Below are 15,167 nucleotides of genomic sequence, written 5' to 3'. Positions count from 1 at the left end.
GCGCTACAGCGCAGGTCCGGGGAGCCCCAGGCCCGCATGGGCCGCCTTGGAGCGCCCCAGGTCGAGCCCAGGTGTCGAGCTCTGACTCGACTTTCGCCCTTTTGGGGTGGGATGCCCAAGCAGGGGGCCGAGAGGAGAGAGGGCTGAGGGTAGGTAAAGAGCGGCCATCGAGACCAGCTGAGAGAGGTGTCCGGCAAGACACGCCTCTTCCAGCACCTTCGAGGTCTGCGATGGCCGCTTCCCATTTGTATGCACTGCTTCGAGTCCTGCAGCTGGTTCGGCCGGCGTTCACCGAGCCCTCGTTCCTCCGCTTCCTGGTGCTGTTCGCCGGCTGGGTGTGCAGTGGAGGCACGCACGCCGTTACCGAGGCGCTGGTGGCAGCGGGAGTGTCGGGCGTGCAGCACCATGCGGCCTTCCATCGCTTCTTCTCCCGGACGCGGTGGAGTACGGACGAGGTAGGCCGACTGCTCCTGTTGAAGCTGGCGGCATTGGGACCCGTGCGGTTGGTACTCGATGACACCCTTTGCAGTCACAAGGGGCCGAAGGTTTTCGGCCTGGGCAGTCACCTGGATGCGGTTCGCTCCACCCGGGCCATGCGCGTCTTCTGCTTCGGCCACGTCTGGGTGACGCTCGCGGTGCTGGTGCACGTGCCCTTTGCTGCGCGCCCCTGGGCACTGCCCGTTCTCTTCCGGCTCTACCGCACCCAAGCCGAGTGCCAGAGGAGGGACATCCGGCACCGGAAGAAAACGCAGTTGGGCCGAGAGTTGGTTGAGCGTGTCCTCAGCTGGCTGCCAACGGGCCCTTTGGAACTGGCCGCGGACGAAGCGTACTCATGCAGCACCCTGCTCAAGGGGTTGCCGCAGCGGCTCGTCTTCGTCGGAGCCATGCGTCCAGATGCAGTGCTGACGCGCCCGCGCGTGCACCGCTGCCGCTCGCGGAAAACGGGCCGCTGGCTGACGCGTGACGTGCCGGTGCCCAAGCCCGAGGCCCTTGCCAGAGATTCAGCACTCCCCTGGATGCGGCTGACAGCCCAGCTCTACGGCCGCTCGCAGCAGGTGGACTACAAGGAGGTAGTGGCCCGGTGGAGGAGTGCTGCCGGCGAGCGGATGCTCAAGGTGGTCGTCGTGCGGATGACAAGTGGAAGCCGCCCCCTGCGAGTCTTCTTCTGCACCGCCCCCTCCCTGTCTGCCCTCGAAGTGGTGGAACGGTATGCCTTCAGGTGGAGCATCGAAGTGCTCTTCCGGGACTTGAAGCAACTGCTTGGCTTCGCCGACTCGCGGGCCCGCCGTCGCCTGGCCGTGCTTCGCACCGCTCCCTTCGCTGGCTTGAGCTACACCCTTCTCGTCCTCTGGTACCTGGAGCTCACCGCCAGCTGGCAACAGATGAGGTGGCCTCTGCGCCCCTGGTACACCACCAAGACCACGGTCAGCTTCGCGGATGTCCTCCGCCTGGCTCAATCCTCCCTGGCCCGGGCCCGCTGGCATTCGCCGCGTCGACTTCGCGCCAACTTACGTGCTGCCTCTCGCGCCCCGCCATCTCAGGAGAGCACGGAGTAGACCGTCGCGCTCTCTCCCTCGCTCTAAAATGGCGAAAGTCGAGTCTGAGACATCCTCGAACATCCACTCGCCCGCAGACACAGGGAGCGTCCCTCTTCGAACACCCTCCTTGAAGCCGACTTCAGCTCGTTTGGGACGTGTTTCATGAATCACCCCACACAAGGAGCACCACCAGGCTGCGTTCGACCTCCCACCACAGGTTGACTCTGGGACTGCTGGCCCTGTGCTTGTCGTGGCATCCCCCGTCGCTCACGCGGAAGACCTCCTGCCGGGCAACCCCATCACGGGGCCACTGCTCTTCAACCTGAGATGCGCCCAATGTCATAGCACCGCCCCGGGGACCAACCCGCTGGCCGCATGGGCCTCCAGGGCCTTCGCTACTTCTTCAGCTCGTTCATGCCGAACAGGGACACGCGGCCATCCGGGATGACCGACACCTTGTACACGTAGGTGTCGGTGCCGAAGTCCACCAGGTACGTGTAGACGCGGTCATCGCCCACCACCTCTCGCTGGGCGAGCCGCAACTTCCCCGTGGGCCCCAGCTTCTTCAGGCGCTCCGTGAAATGCGGCAGCGCCTCCGAGGCGAGCCACGGCGGCGCGTAGGCGAAGCGGGCCTTGTCCACCGTCCCCGCCCTCACCTCCTCGAGGAACGCCGTCAGCTGGGCGGTGACCTGCGGCTCGGTGTCCTCGACGGCGGCGAGCTTCGGCGGACCGAGCGCCGGGTTGACGATGGCGGCGATGCCCTCGGTGAACCGCCCGGGGCTGGCCTGCGCCGTGTTCGCCAGCACGATGATGGACAGCGAGTCCCCCACGTAGTGAGAGTAGTTGGCGCGGAAGCCCTGCCACGCGCCACCGTGCTGGAGCAGCGGCTTGCCATTGCGCTCCAGCAGTTGCCAGCCGAACCCATAGGGATGCGTGGCGCCGCTGTTGAGCCGCACCGGTGAGAGGATCTCGCGCCAGCTCTCCTCGCTCAAGAGCGCGCGCTTCCGCACGGCGGTGTCCCACGCCAGCAGGTCCTTCACGGAGAAGTAGAGCGCTCCGTCTCCCGTCGTGTTGAGTGACGGGGACACCCAGGTCTGGTGCTTGGGCGTGCCCTTCACCAACTGATAACCGGACGAGCGGTTGGGGATGATGTCGGCCTCGCTGATGCCGCGCGCCGTCTTCATGCCCGCGGGCTTGAAGACCTTCGCGTCCAGGACATCGACATACGTCGTGCCCGTGATGCGATTCACCAGCAGGCCCAGCAGGACATAGCCGGAGTTGCTGTAGCTGAAGCGCAGGCCCGCCGGGAACTCCAGGGGCAGCGTGTAGATGAACCGCGCGAACTCCTCGTCCGTGTAGTCCTTGCGCTCGTCGAGCTTCCCCTCCAGGTCCTGGATGCCGGACGTGTGCGTCAACAGGTGGCGCACGGTGATGGGCGCCCAGGACGCGGGGGCGTCCGGGAAGTGCTTCGTGATGGAGTCGGACAGCGACACCCTGCCCGCCTCCACCTGCGCCATCACCGCCATGGCGGTGAACATCTTCCCCACCGAGCCCGACTGGAAGAGCGTGTCCGTCCCCACGGGGACGCGGTGCTCCAGGTCGGCGGAGCCGTACCCCTTCGCGAGCACGACGCGCCCATTGTGCACCACGCCCACCGCGAGCCCCACCACGCCCTGACGCTTCTGCTCCGCCTGGACGAACGCGTCGATGCGCCCTCGCAACGAGCCCTGCGCCAACGCGGGCCCCGCCGCGAGGAGGACACCAAGGATGACGCCGAAGATCCGCCTCTGCCCCGAACGACCTTGCATGAAAGCTCCTGCGCGAGAACACCCCTGTGGCCCTACGCAATGACTGCAACAGGATTGCGCTTCTTGGCAGGTCTCCGCCTGCCCTCCGCCCCTCCAGGGAGGATAGCCCCGCTCCACGCAAGCCCTCCGAATGAATTCGCGCGCCCCCGAGCCATGGGGGCCTCACGCGCATGTCAGCGAAACTGTCTACCGGAGGACCACGCCCGCGACGCCGCGGCCCAAGACGTTCGCCAATGCCGCCCCCGCCCCGCGGTGCGGCATCGCGCGGCGCCGGGCCATCGACTTCCCCAGCCTGGACGCCATCGTGTGGATGAGTCCCTCGAACCACGACGTGCTCGTCTACCGCCTGTGAGGCGACGCTCAGAACCGGCCGCCCAACCCCAACGTCATCCCCCCCTGGGTCACCGAGACCAGGGGTTGCAGGTGGACGTCCGACGGGGCCGGCGGCGCGCTGTTGGCGGCATGGGACAGTTCATGGCCCACGAAGGACCCCTGGACCGAGCCCACCAGGGCGACCGAAGGGACGATGATGAAGTCGCCCTTCTCCACCAGGAGCAGAGACACCACGGTGCCCGTCCCCGCGCCGACCCCGGCCCCCAGGAGCGTTCCGCTCCACGTCCCCTTTCCATCCAGGATGCGTGCTCCCCACATGATGCCGATGGGCGCGCCCACGGCGGCGCCCACGAGGAAGCCCGCAGCTGCATTGTCGATGCACGCACCGATTCCCGAGCGGGATTGACAAGACGCATTGCCCACGAAGAAGCCGGGGAGCCCCATCGACAAGGAGGTCACGGACATGGCGCCAATCTCCACCGCGATGCGGGCACTCGTGCGAAGCGCCGCGAGCGCCGCTGCGTCGGATGACGGGGCCGCCTCCCGAGGCGGAATGCTCGTGGCTCCATCCGGAAGGGGCGCTTCAGCGGCCCCGGGGCCCTCGCTGGACGCGAGCGCGAGGCGCGGGGAGAGGAACAGCAGTGAAAACAGCAAGGACCATGTCGACAGGAGTCGTGCCGTGATGACGAACATGCGCATGCGCCACTGCAAGCCAGGAGCCCCTCCGAGCCCCGAGGAGTTTCCAGCAGATGCGCGGCCCGCTCACGCGACGTGGTGCCTGGCATGTGCAGCCCGGTGCACACTCCCGCCCGGGTGCGAAGCCCGTTGTGCGGCGACAGACCGAGGCGGCGGATGAGGCGCGAGGGACCCTCGGCGCCTCATCTCGAAGGGGGCCACGCCTGGCGGCCCCACCAGCACCGAAGCTCCGCGGTTACGGCAGACAGTCCGCGCAGGAGCCGGACAACCGGGTGTTGGCGATGAAGGCGTCGTAGTCCGCCTGGGTGGTGAGCACCGCGGAGCCGAAGTCCGCGTAGACGGCCCAGAGCGAGGGCGTGGCCGCCGCGCCCTCGAAGGTTCCGCGATAGTAGTCCACCCCATTGTTCGTCTGGATGAAGCTCCACCCGTGGTTGCGATTCCAGGGGCGGCAGCTGGCGTGGGTCACCATGTAGCTCTGCGTGGGATTGCCCCCGCGCCCCTTCCACAGGTAGCACGCATTCGCGGGCGCCTGGGAGGAAGGCGTCTGCGCTTCGGCGCCAGACATCAAGAGGCAGCTTCCCAGTGCGAGGAAGGACAAGGAGCGGCGAGGCATCATCGGTCATCTCCGGTTGGGCCCGGATCGTCGGGCGGGAGCCCGCGCTGCAAACCTCACACCCGGAGATGAAGAAGCCCGGGCCCGGTGACCCCGTTCGCGGCCTGGGGCCACGCCGCGTGGTTTGACATGTCAAGGGAAGGATTTGACGTGTCAGGAGCGGGGTCGTGACGCCAGGCCGAGGATGCTGGATGTCTGCCCTAGCGCCCGAGAATTGACGGCATTCCTGGTATCACGACAGGCAATGCGCTATGAGTCGCCGGGTCGTCTCCGAGCCGCTCCTGGTCAGGGTCACTGAAGGCCCCGTCACGAGCATGTCTGAAGCGAGCCCCTGAGACGCGAAGCGCTGTCGACACCTGTCGTTGACATGTGTCCATGGCACTCGAGTGCCTGGCGGCTGGTGGCCGGAGGACGTTGGCCATTCATGTATTGCGCGACGAGACGTCGGTCGCAAGAAGAGCTGTCGTTCAATCCACGAGGGGGATGGTCCATTCCGGGCATCATCTTGCTCCTCGGGGGGAGTCCATCGATGCGAAGTGGTCCTGGGATGACGTGGTCATGGGGGCTCGGCGTGACGCTGGCCCTGTCGCTGGCGGCGTGCGGTGCGGAACCCGTGGTGGAGGAGCAGGTCCGTGCTCCGGAGCCCGGGATGTCGCAATCCGGGGAGGCGGCGTTGACGTGGGACCCGTATGCGGACGCGGTGGCGTCGGGCACCAACGCGGCGGTGCTCAACGCGAGCGCGGCGCTGGGCGCTCCGGACGGGAGGGCGGCGACCCTGCTGGGCCTGCTCAACGCGGCGCTGGTGCTGGACCTGGGCCAGGGTGAAGAAGGGACCGGGGACCTGCGCGTCTACTACCAGGGCCTGTCGCTGGCGCTGGTGGCCCAGGTGGACTTCCTGAAGGCGGATGGGACCTTCATTGGCTCCAGCCCGCTGCACCTGGTCGAGCTGGGCCTGGGGACCCATATCGCGGTGGCGAGGTACCCTGGGAACGTGCCCTATCGCTACGTGCGCCTGAAGGGGGCGCTCGCCGTGTATCTGGTGGACGCGGTGGAGACGTCGCTGCGGGTCATCTGTGGGGACGGCGTGCTGGACGGGTACGAAGTCTGTGACGACGGCAATCAGCACTCCGGAGACGGCTGCAGCAGTGTCTGCGAGGTCGAGCCGGGCTACACCTGCACGGGACAGCCGAGCGTCTGCGACAACAACCGCGCCCCCACCGTCGAGCCCGTCCAGGCGACCACCCCCGAGGACACCGCGGTGGACATCACCCTCCCCGCGACGGATCCGGATGGCGACGCGCTGACCTACACGTTCACCCTGCCCGACCATGGCACGCTCACGGGCACGGGAGCCGTGGTGACGTACACCCCGAACGCGAACTTCAACGGGACGGATGCGTTCCAGGTCACGGTCTCGGACGGGAAGAAGCAGGCGAGGGCCACCGTCACCGTCACGGTGACGCCGGTCAACGACGCGCCCGTGGCGACCTCCGCGGCGGTGACGGTGAACCACAACACGTCGACGCCCGTCACCGTGGTGGCCACGGACGTGGACGGGGATGTGCTGGGCTTCACGGTGACGACGCCGCCCGCCCACGGGACCTTGTCCGGGACGGGGGCCCAGCTGCTCTACACGCCGAACGCGGACTACCAGGGGACGGACGCGTTCACCTTCACGGCCAACGACGGCGTGCTGACGTCGAACACTGCCACCGTCAGCATCACCGTCCGGGGGCCGCCGGTCTGCGGTGACGGCTTCGTCGACTCGGGCGAGGTGTGCGACGACGGCAACCGGGCCGCGGGCGATGGCTGTCGAGCGGACTGTCAGGGCCTGGAGGTGTGCGGCGACGGCCTGGTCGACAGCGCGGCGGGAGAGCAGTGCGATGATGGCGGGACGACGCCGGGAGATGGCTGCGACGCCGAGTGCCAGCTGGACGCCTTCTCGAACATTCCTCCCACGCTCATCAGCGGGACGCTGAACTGCACCACGGCCAATTCGAACACGGGCCGCAAGGCCGCGGTGGACGCCCTGGGGCGCTTCTACGTCGTCATGCTCTGCGGTGGCTCGGTCCATGTCAGCGTGAGCGCGGACCGGGGTTTCACCTGGGTAGGGCCGACGCCGCTGGGCATCACCGACGCGGCGGAGGTCGCCATCGAGGGCGGCCCCACGGGGACCGCGTATGTGGCGGCCACGAGCGCGGGCTCGCTGCTGTTCACCCGGACCGTGGACGCGGGGACGAGCTGGGAGGCGCCGCGAAGCCTCGGCAACGCGGGCAACCCCACCGTCAGCCTGGATTCGACAGGCGACGCGGTCTACGTCGCCGTCTCACGAGGCGGCGCGGGGGTGCGCGTCCTGCGCAACTTCGCGCGCGGCACGGGCGACTTCAGCGTGACGGACGTGGACCAGAACAATGCCTTCTTCGACGTACTCGTGGACAAGATCAGCGGCGATGTCTTCTCGGTGAGCGATGACCCGACGTTCCGCATCCGTCGGAGCAGCGATCAGGGGACGAGCTTCGGTCCGCAGAGCTCGCCGCCGGGGCAGGCGTTCTTCTCGGACTGGACGGGCTCCAACGGGTTCATCTACGTCACGGGCTCCTTCGGGGACGACAACGTGGATGTCATCCCGGTGTCCGCGCCGGGGACGAGCATCCAGGTGACGGGCCTGCCCACGGATGTCTCTCCGGCTCCGGTCCGGTCGATTGACGCGGACGCACTCGGCAACGGCTACATCGTCACGCAGCGGGGGACGGGCAACATCCAGTTGGACCGGATGCTCGTGGGGGCGACGTTGATTCAGCCCACGGACGCCAGGACCATCGGGCCGGGCAACGTGCCCGCGGTCGCCGCGCTCCCGTCGAACGGCGGCGCCTTGGTGGCGTACACGAACGGCACCAGCGTCTACGCCTCGGTGGTGGTGTACTGAACGTCCGGTCGCGCGCCTCCTGCTCATTGTGGGAGGCGCGCGGTTGCCGTTCCTGTTGAAGGTTGTCTTCAGGCCGCAGCGCACGGCGAAGGCGCCCCCCAGAGACTGTCGTCACGAATCGCACGTGCCGGGCAACACCGGGTCTCCATGCGGGCCCGTGCCGCCCCGGCGCAGTGTGGATTCGCGGCATGGCCCTCTTCCGAGATGCGTCCTGGGTCCTCCAGTCCGAGTCCACGCAGGAGCTGCGACCCACGGCTCCTCCGGTCAGTCACCGTGGCGATGAAGCGCGGTATCGCGGCCCTCTCGTGACGCCGCGCCCCGGGTCCGACAGGTCCGTGCGCGTGAACGCGGAGCCCGGTTCACCGGAGGCGTTGGAGCACTTCCTCGAGCGCCTGGTCGGCGGGGACCAGGATGTCGGGGGTGATGCCGACGCCCTCCCAGTCCTTTCCCGTGTCGGGGTCCAGGGTCCGCCCGACGGGGAGGACCACGGCCAGCGAGTCCCCGAGCGGTTGTGGGCAGGCGAAGTGATTGGCCCCTGCCGTGGTCTCGCCCACCAGGGTCGCGCGCCCCGTGCGCTGGAGGGCCAGCGCCAGGTGCTCGGCCGCGGACGCGGTCCGGCTGGAGACGAGGTAGAAGACCCGCGCGCCGAAGAGGCGTGACTCCGTCGTGTGGGGGTGCACGCGGTGCTCCCGCCGATGGATTCCCTCGGGCCCAGGGCCCTCGCGCATCAGGACGTCCTCGGGCGGCCCGCATTCGAGCTCGAGGTTGCGCCGTGGGGTGTCCAAGTACGCCAGGAGGGTCTCCTGCTCGAAGAGATAGGACAGCAGGACGTTCATCTCGCGAGGGCCTCCGCCGCGATGGGTCCGCGCATCGAGGATGAGCGCCTTGGCCGTCGCATGCTCTCATGAACCGGCCCACCGCGGCGACCGACCTCTCGTCGCCGGGGAAGGCATTGATATGGACGCACAACACCACGGTCAGCAGCTACTCAGGCAGGGGGCCACCGCTAACAGTCTTCTGCGTGCACTTGCCAGAACAGCCATTTCCAGAGCAACTGAAGGGCGTACATGAGCCATTCATATGCGCCTGACACCCATAGCCACTGCACGACGGTCCGCTGCACTCAAGGATGCACTCCACCTTTCCCGGCTCCGGCAGCGGATCATTGAGAGAGGAGTTCACCCACACGACATCCACAGTCGAGACCGTCTTGTCCTTCGACACCCGCACGGTCCTCGTCTCCCCTACCTGGTAGACGGACACATCAGGTCGCGCGAGATACTCCCGAAGTTTCGGGTCCGTCTCATCCGTCACGATTCCGGTACACGTCTCCGAGACTTCGTTCGGCTCCTCAGCTGCCACGAGCCCGCTCGACAGCGCGACCGCCAGGAACAGCCACCTCATGCTAGACCGCATGTATTCTCCCTGAGAAAGCGCGCACAAACTCGCGCTTAACTAGAATATAGCGCAAATGCATCGAGACTGCCACCAAACAACATATGCCATCATGATGCAAATACCCCTCAGTGGTTTTGACTCTTGAGCAGCTACCACCCCGAGGCTCCTACCCTGCCACCTCCTGGAACTCCGCGCTGACGTCGTGGGCGTTGAGTTCCTTCACGCTGGTGGACCAGCTCTCGCAGACGACGCGGTGCACCCGCGCGCCGGCCCCGGTGAAGGTGAGCGCCGCGCCCGCCGCTGGGGCTGCGGCGAAGGTGACAAGCCCCGAGGCGGAGAGCGCGTAGCCCGTCCCAGCGACGAGCGTAACGGACCGGGGTAATGGATCGCAGGCGGGTCACCCAAGCTGTTCGTAGCGGGGTCGGCCAAGCGGACCGCAATCAGGAGCAGTCGGGGCGGCGGTCCGTTCCACCCTGAAGACCGTTGGAAGAAACGCAGTTGGCGGGGGCGAGAGCGCCTACGGGGCCAGTCATCCCGTGCATCTTCGCGAGTCCAAGAGCACCGCCCCGCGGTGCGGCCAGGGACGCGCGCGGATGAGCTACCGGAGAGTCGACATGGACAGGTTGCGAGAGTGGGTGCGGTTGCACCGCATGGGGGCGGGTGCGCGCGAAGTGGCCTGGTTGTTGGGAATGGGTCCGAATACGGAGAGGGAGTACCGAGCGGCCCTCGTGAGGGCCGGCGCACTGGAAGGCCCCGTGGACGAGGTGCCCGAGTTGGAAGTGCTCAAGGCCCTGGTGCAGGAGTACCTGCCGTCCAAGGTGTCACCGCAGCAGACGTCCTCGCTGGTGCCCTGGCAGGAGCGGGTAGAGGCGCTGCTGAGCCAAGGACTGGGGCCGCGAGCCATTCACGACAGGCTCCGGCTGGAGGTGGAGGGCTTCACGGCGAGCGCCTCGCCGGTGAAGCGGATGGTGCGCCAGTTGCGCAAGGCGCGTGGCGTACGGGCCGAGGACGTGGCCATCCCCCAGGCGGACCCCACGTCCTAACCGGGCGTCAACGTCTCGGCCCTCCCCTTTGGCCGCTTTTCAGGGGACCTTCATTGGCCGGTTTTGGGTGACCACTGAGGGTGGAACTGCGCCGCTTCCTGATAGACTTCGTCCGGATGACCTTCCGGGTGCCGCCTGAAATCGTGGGAGACATCTCCAGCTCGAACAAGGCCACGGCCTTCGCTGCGAGGGAGAACCTTGCCGAGCAAGCGACGCTACCTCGCATGGAGTTCCTGCGCACCGAGTATCAGATGCGATTGATGCCTCTTCTGGGCGACGAAGGGGTCATTCTCGACTACGACAGCCCTGTGCCGGCGGACCGCGAACACCAGCTCCGCGTCATGGGCGCCACGCCGGAGGCGTTCAGCTACGACGAATGGCGGGAACTCGCTGGACTTCGCCCGGACCCTAACAGGCAGGGGCATCCGTTGCCTATGCCGGGCCAGTCTCCTATCGAAGTTGAAGGGTAGACTTCGTTCCTAATTGTCATGGTGCCCAGTGCCATGAGGACCGATAGACATCGATCTTTCGAGCAGTCCAGTGTCGCTTCTCCCACATGGAAGTACCATTGGTGGTCTTCACCTCATTAGCCATCACGTCATATACTGATGATGTGATCCATGACGTGTATACGCCCTCGCGCAAAGAGCAGAGCTTTGCTGCGTAATTCGCTGCTCGCCCTACCCAGACAAGATCGTTAGAACCCCGAATGCCGGTTCGGGCTGCAAATAAGGTGCTTGTATCTACGCCAACCGACTGTCGGACTTCGTACTCACTGGTCGGATACTGCGCCTTGAGTGATGGATTGATAATCTGCGTCACTGCGTAGTTGATTTTGAGTGCTGACCTGACGGCCGATGTGTTCTTGCTGTCTCCAATGAAGATGCCCATTACTCGGTCGCCGTCAAATGCAGTAATGGCGCCGCCTTCGGCCTTGATGATTCTTGATGCGCATACCAAGTAGGTCTTGTATATCTCTGCCGCAAAGGGGGCCTTGTAATCGTTCACAAGCCCCGTGGATTCTGCAAGGTCGGCATACAGAACAGTGGCGTCGAGTTCGACGGCGTCGTTTCCCAGCGCGATATTTTCAGGCTCAGGGACCTGTTGTCCAGCCCTCTTCTTCCAGTCAGTCTTGAAGATTGCCACGACTTCGGACTTGAGATCGTCTTTCAGTGCCATTCTGAGAGAGGTCCTTGCTTATCGTGTGCCAATTCTTTTAATGACGTTTTCGATCTCGGTACAGGCAGGCCCTAATGCCGCCGAGAGTTCCTTGTCCCCAGGTCTCGCGATGTACGTAATTGGGGTGATTCCAAGCATGTCGCTAGGTATCTTTATCTCAGTGTTCTGCTCCTTGATTATGAATGCCCTTTCTCTCCCAACACGCCCCATGAAGAGCCCGAGCTCGAAAACCACATTGTCGCGAGGGGCATCATAGAGTTCTCTTCTGCTTATGGTGGTGTCATCAGGCCCGAATACGAAGGCGGCAAAGTCGCATGCATCGACCTGCTTAATTAAGTCGTCAATAGGAACTCCCGAAGGACCAAAAACCCCGTTAGTCCATATGCAAACGGTTGCGGTGTGCTTTAGGTTTAGCTGTATTTCTTTTGCGATCGAGAGTCCCTCTGTTGACGAGCCCAAGAACATCAGTGGGTGTTCGTTGGGGGGGCGATAGAAATTGTTTCGCTGTCTGAGTCTTTGAGCCATGACGAGGGCCATGGCGCGCCAGATTTTTGGATGAGTATCGGCTATTTGATGAAAGTCTGGCTCTTGTATCTTCATTGCGACTACGGGGTCTTTGGCCTTGACGGTCGCCGCCCTAGGGGCGGACGGATCGATAAGGGCCATTTCTCCGAGGGCTTCGCGTGACCCTCTGTCGGCAACGTGGCGGCCATTGATGAAGACAGACGTTGTTCCAGAGAGAATAAAGAAGATACTGTTGTCAATGTCGTTCTGGGCCATGATTACGTCGCCAGCCTTGAACTCAATTAGGCTCCCTATATTGGCGAGGCCCTCGGCAAGTGCAGGATCGTGCTGCACAACTGCTTGTTGCATCAGAGCTTCAATGAGTATCCGCTTCCCTTTATCGCCCTCATAGCGAGCTTTCATAAATCCCCCATGTCGGGAGCTAATCAGTAGAGCAGGTCCCTGGCAAGATACTGCCATTGCTGTTCAGGGGCAGGTGTCCTTGGGCGCAGATCCTGCATTTGGTCGCCGCGCGGGCCACTCGCAAAAAGCACCCCCATAATGAGAGGTGAATGACATGTCCTCTATCAAGAGCCCGCCCCTTCACCGTTCAGCAGGACGCCCCTTAGCTCGCCGAGAGTGCGCCGAGGTTCCACACCTTCCTCGCCAACGACGGCGACTTCGACCGCTTCAACGATCGTCTGAGCGTCCAGGGCTGGATGCTGGAGGCCTTCAAAGCAAACCCCGTCGTCCTCTATAACCACGACGACGGTTCTTGCGGCCTCTTTGGCACGGGGCGCAAGGACGTGCTGCCCATCGGCAAGGCGCGCGCCTGCGTTCAGGGCGATGCCCTCCTGGTGGATATCGAGTTCGACCAGGAGGACGCCTTTGCTCGGAAGGTGGAGAGCAAAGTGGCCCGTGGCATCCTGAATGCAGTGTCGGTGCGCTACCTCATGCACCGCTACCACGAGAACGAGCGTGGCGGATTCGATTGCGAGCACCAGGTCCGTGTCATGGCCGCCATTGTCGGGGTCAAGTCCCGAATCGTGTGTAGTTGTTCGGAGGGGGGTTCGGGGGAGGAATGCTCCTTGGCGGGGTCAAGCAGCGGCAGTGTCTGGGGTTGAGTTGAGCAGGGTCATGTCGAGGTAGCGGCGGTCGTCCCAGATACCAGTCACTTCGAGGGCGACGGCGGTGATGAGACGCAGCGCGCTGGCACGGTCCGGGAAGGCGCCCACGGAGCGGATGCGGCGCTTGACTTCGCCGTGCAGACGCTCCAGGCCGTTGGTGCTGCGCAGGCGCTTCCAGTGGGCCTTGGGGAAGGAGAAGAAGCAGGTGGCGGCGGCGAAGCCCTCGCGCAGGCACTCCATGGCCTCGGGGACCTGGCGGCCCAGTCCGGCCTGGAGCGCCTCCAGACGCTTCCTGGCGTCCAGGAGAGAGGGGGCCTCGAGACGGCCGAGGTCTCCTTGCCGAGGCGTCCGCGCAGGCGCCAGGGAGCCTTGGCGAGGACGTTCCGGGTGAGGTGCACCGTGCAGCGCTGGAGCTGGGCCTCGGGCAGTGCCTGCCGGGCCGCGGCGGCCAGTCCCGCGTGCCCGTCGGCGATGACCAGGCGCACGCCCCTCAACCCTCGCTCGAGCAGTTGGCGCAGCAACTCCAGCCAGGAGTCCTGCGACTCGCTGCCCCCCAGAGTCACGGCCAACAGGTGCCGGTGCCCATCCTCTCCCACGCCGTAGGCCACCAGGGCCGAGACGTTCTGCACCGTGCGCGCCCACCGGGCGTCCAGGAAGGTGGCATCCAGGTACAGGTAGGGGAAGGCCTGGGTGAGAGGCTGGGTGCGAAGGCCCTCCACCTTCTCTTCGAGGGACTTCGTCACTCGGCTCACCGTCGAACGCGAAACCTCCTCACCCATGAGCGCTCGCGTCACCCGGCCCATCTTCCGCGTGGAGACGCCCTGCACGTATGCGCTGGTAATCGCCTCGTCGAGCTCTTCGCTGCGCCGTTTGTAGCGGCCCAGGACGGCCTCCGCCGAGCCGCTGGCCCGCGTCCGGGGCACGGGTGCCCCATGGACGTCAGCAGGCCTCGCAGGTAGCTGCCGTTGCGCTGGTCCTTCCGCCCTGCCACCTGCTGCCAGCGCCCGGCCCCCACCAGCCCTCGAATCTCCTCCTCCAGCAGCATCTCCAGCGTCATGCGGATGGCTCCCAGGAACAGGCCTCGCACGTCGGTGCGCACCTCCTCGTGCGAGGGCGCGGCAAACTCGGTATCGTCCACTTCAGGGAACTCCTCGGCTCCCCTGCCAGGGGGAGACCGTCTCGGTTGGTTTCACCGAGGAGCTTCCCTCTTTCCCGCTCGTCCCTGCTCGCCGACTACACACTTATAGGGACACGACCCTACGGGGGGGCAGGGGGAACTTATCGGGCTCCAGTGGTCGGACGTCGACCTCGTCCGCGCCAAGCTCCACGTCAAGCGGACCATCTGGCGCGGCGTCGAGGGCACTCCCAAGGGCGGCAGCTCGCGGACGGTGGATCTTCCGCAATCCGTCGTGGATGCCCTCAAGGCCCACCGGCACCTCCGAGGCCCCTTCGTCTTCTGCCAGGAGAACGGAGAGCACCTCACCCCGGGAATGATGGACCACCTGCTCATCACCACGCTGAAGCGGGCGGGCGTCACGCGCGACAAGAGCACCATCGGATGGCACGACCTCCGTCACACCTACGGAAGCCACCTCGCCATGAGGGGCGTGCCGCTGAAGGTCATCCAGGAACTGATGGGCCACGCCACGCTCGACATGACCATGAGGTACGCGCACCTGAGTCCCCAGGTGAAGCAGGACGCAGTGCAGCTCCTCGACGGCCCCTTGCTGGCGAGGGGCAATACAGGGGCAATGACCGGAAGCTAAAAAAGCAGAAGGCCCGTAACCCCGGAGGATTACGAGCCTTCTGAGAGTGCCCAGGGCGGGATTCGAACCCGCGACGGACGGTGCGAAAACTTCAGCAGAATCAGGTCCTTACCGCGCAACCGCCCGAAATCGCTAGAAGTCGAAGTCCCGCCCTGTGCCGATTCATCCCACCTTGTCCCAGCCCATTCCGCAGGCTCATGCGACATACGTGCAACATGCGGCCGGCCCCTGAACGT

At 65.5% G+C, this 15,167-nt stretch carries 13 protein-coding genes and 3 pseudogenes; 8 read left to right on the top strand and 8 right to left on the bottom strand.

The window, feature by feature from the left end:
• Positions 1-230 precede the first annotated feature (230 nt).
• Positions 231-1,556, top strand: coding sequence for an IS701 family transposase (locus AC6JA9_RS17510; protein ID WP_497958065.1), 1,326 nt, complete (start codon positions 231-233; stop codon positions 1,554-1,556).
• A 377-nt stretch (positions 1,557-1,933) separates the two neighbouring features.
• Here the strand turns inward: AC6JA9_RS17510 and AC6JA9_RS17505 are convergent, their stop codons facing one another.
• A complete protein-coding gene (locus tag AC6JA9_RS17505; RefSeq protein ID WP_483577686.1) occupies positions 1,934-3,346 on the bottom strand; it encodes a serine hydrolase domain-containing protein in 1,413 nt (470 codons plus the stop codon).
• Between the two features lie 130 nt (positions 3,347-3,476).
• Here AC6JA9_RS17505 and AC6JA9_RS17500 point away from each other — a divergent pair, with 130 nt between their 5' ends.
• Positions 3,477-3,698, top strand: a complete 222-nt coding sequence (locus AC6JA9_RS17500; protein WP_223750197.1) for a hypothetical protein — start codon at positions 3,477-3,479, stop codon at positions 3,696-3,698.
• Positions 3,699-3,706: 8 nt separating this feature from the next.
• Here the strand turns inward: AC6JA9_RS17500 and AC6JA9_RS17495 are convergent, their stop codons facing one another.
• The gene (locus tag AC6JA9_RS17495) at positions 3,707-4,144 is read right to left on the bottom strand and encodes a hypothetical protein (protein WP_497960220.1); all 438 of its coding nucleotides are present in this window, start codon (positions 4,142-4,144) and stop codon (positions 3,707-3,709) included.
• A gap of 466 nt (positions 4,145-4,610) precedes the next feature.
• Entirely contained in the window at positions 4,611-4,940 is a 330-nt protein-coding gene (locus tag AC6JA9_RS17490; protein WP_223750199.1) for a hypothetical protein, read from the bottom strand.
• A 595-nt stretch (positions 4,941-5,535) separates the two neighbouring features.
• Between AC6JA9_RS17490 and AC6JA9_RS17485 the strand changes: the two genes are divergently transcribed.
• Positions 5,536-7,914, top strand: a complete 2,379-nt coding sequence (locus tag AC6JA9_RS17485) for an Ig-like domain-containing protein (protein ID WP_483577685.1) — start codon at positions 5,536-5,538, stop codon at positions 7,912-7,914.
• 359 nt (positions 7,915-8,273) lie between these two features.
• Here the strand turns inward: AC6JA9_RS17485 and AC6JA9_RS17480 are convergent.
• A pseudogene (locus AC6JA9_RS17480) lies at positions 8,274-8,795 on the bottom strand (S41 family peptidase); the annotation flags it as partial.
• A gap of 726 nt (positions 8,796-9,521) precedes the next feature.
• Between AC6JA9_RS17480 and AC6JA9_RS17475 the strand changes: the two are divergent.
• The 3 genes from AC6JA9_RS17475 (at position 9,522) to AC6JA9_RS17465 (ending at position 10,825) form a co-directional block, all read left to right on the top strand.
• A complete protein-coding gene (locus AC6JA9_RS17475; RefSeq protein ID WP_223785987.1) occupies positions 9,522-9,659 on the top strand; it encodes a hypothetical protein in 138 nt (45 codons plus the stop codon).
• 408 nt (positions 9,660-10,067) lie between these two features.
• Complete coding sequence (locus AC6JA9_RS17470; protein WP_497960218.1) at positions 10,068-10,355, top strand: hypothetical protein; 288 nt, start codon at positions 10,068-10,070, stop codon at positions 10,353-10,355.
• 80 nt (positions 10,356-10,435) lie between these two features.
• On the top strand, positions 10,436-10,825 hold the full coding sequence (locus AC6JA9_RS17465) for a phage portal family protein (RefSeq protein WP_483577682.1): 390 nt from the start codon (positions 10,436-10,438) through the stop codon (positions 10,823-10,825).
• 16 nt (positions 10,826-10,841) lie between these two features.
• On the opposite strand, the gene AC6JA9_RS17460 is transcribed toward AC6JA9_RS17465, so the two are convergent.
• A complete protein-coding gene (locus AC6JA9_RS17460; protein WP_483577681.1) occupies positions 10,842-11,534 on the bottom strand; it encodes an adenylate/guanylate cyclase domain-containing protein in 693 nt (230 codons plus the stop codon).
• An 18-nt stretch (positions 11,535-11,552) separates the two neighbouring features.
• Entirely contained in the window at positions 11,553-12,461 is a 909-nt protein-coding gene (locus AC6JA9_RS17455) for a TIR domain-containing protein (protein WP_497960217.1), read from the bottom strand.
• 296 nt (positions 12,462-12,757) lie between these two features.
• Here AC6JA9_RS17455 and AC6JA9_RS17450 point away from each other — a divergent pair, with 296 nt between their 5' ends.
• Complete coding sequence (locus AC6JA9_RS17450; RefSeq protein ID WP_483577679.1) at positions 12,758-13,162, top strand: hypothetical protein; 405 nt, start codon at positions 12,758-12,760, stop codon at positions 13,160-13,162.
• On the opposite strand, the gene AC6JA9_RS17445 is transcribed toward AC6JA9_RS17450, so the two are convergent.
• Positions 13,136-13,429, bottom strand: a complete 294-nt coding sequence (locus tag AC6JA9_RS17445; RefSeq protein WP_483579415.1) for a transposase — start codon at positions 13,427-13,429, stop codon at positions 13,136-13,138. The genes AC6JA9_RS17450 and AC6JA9_RS17445 overlap by 27 nt on opposite strands.
• Before the next feature lie 116 nt (positions 13,430-13,545).
• Positions 13,546-14,222 (bottom strand): annotated as a pseudogene (locus tag AC6JA9_RS17440) (IS256 family transposase); the annotation flags it as partial.
• Between the two features lie 211 nt (positions 14,223-14,433).
• On the opposite strand from AC6JA9_RS17440, the pseudogene AC6JA9_RS17435 reads away from it, so the two are divergent.
• Positions 14,434-14,931: pseudogene (locus AC6JA9_RS17435) on the top strand (tyrosine-type recombinase/integrase); the annotation flags it as partial.
• Between the last annotated feature and the right edge of the window lie 236 nt (positions 14,932-15,167).

The organism is Myxococcus sp. MH1 (assembly GCF_059738865.1).
Note: the sequence above shows the minus strand (reverse complement) of the source record. Positions and strands in the feature narration are given on the sequence as shown.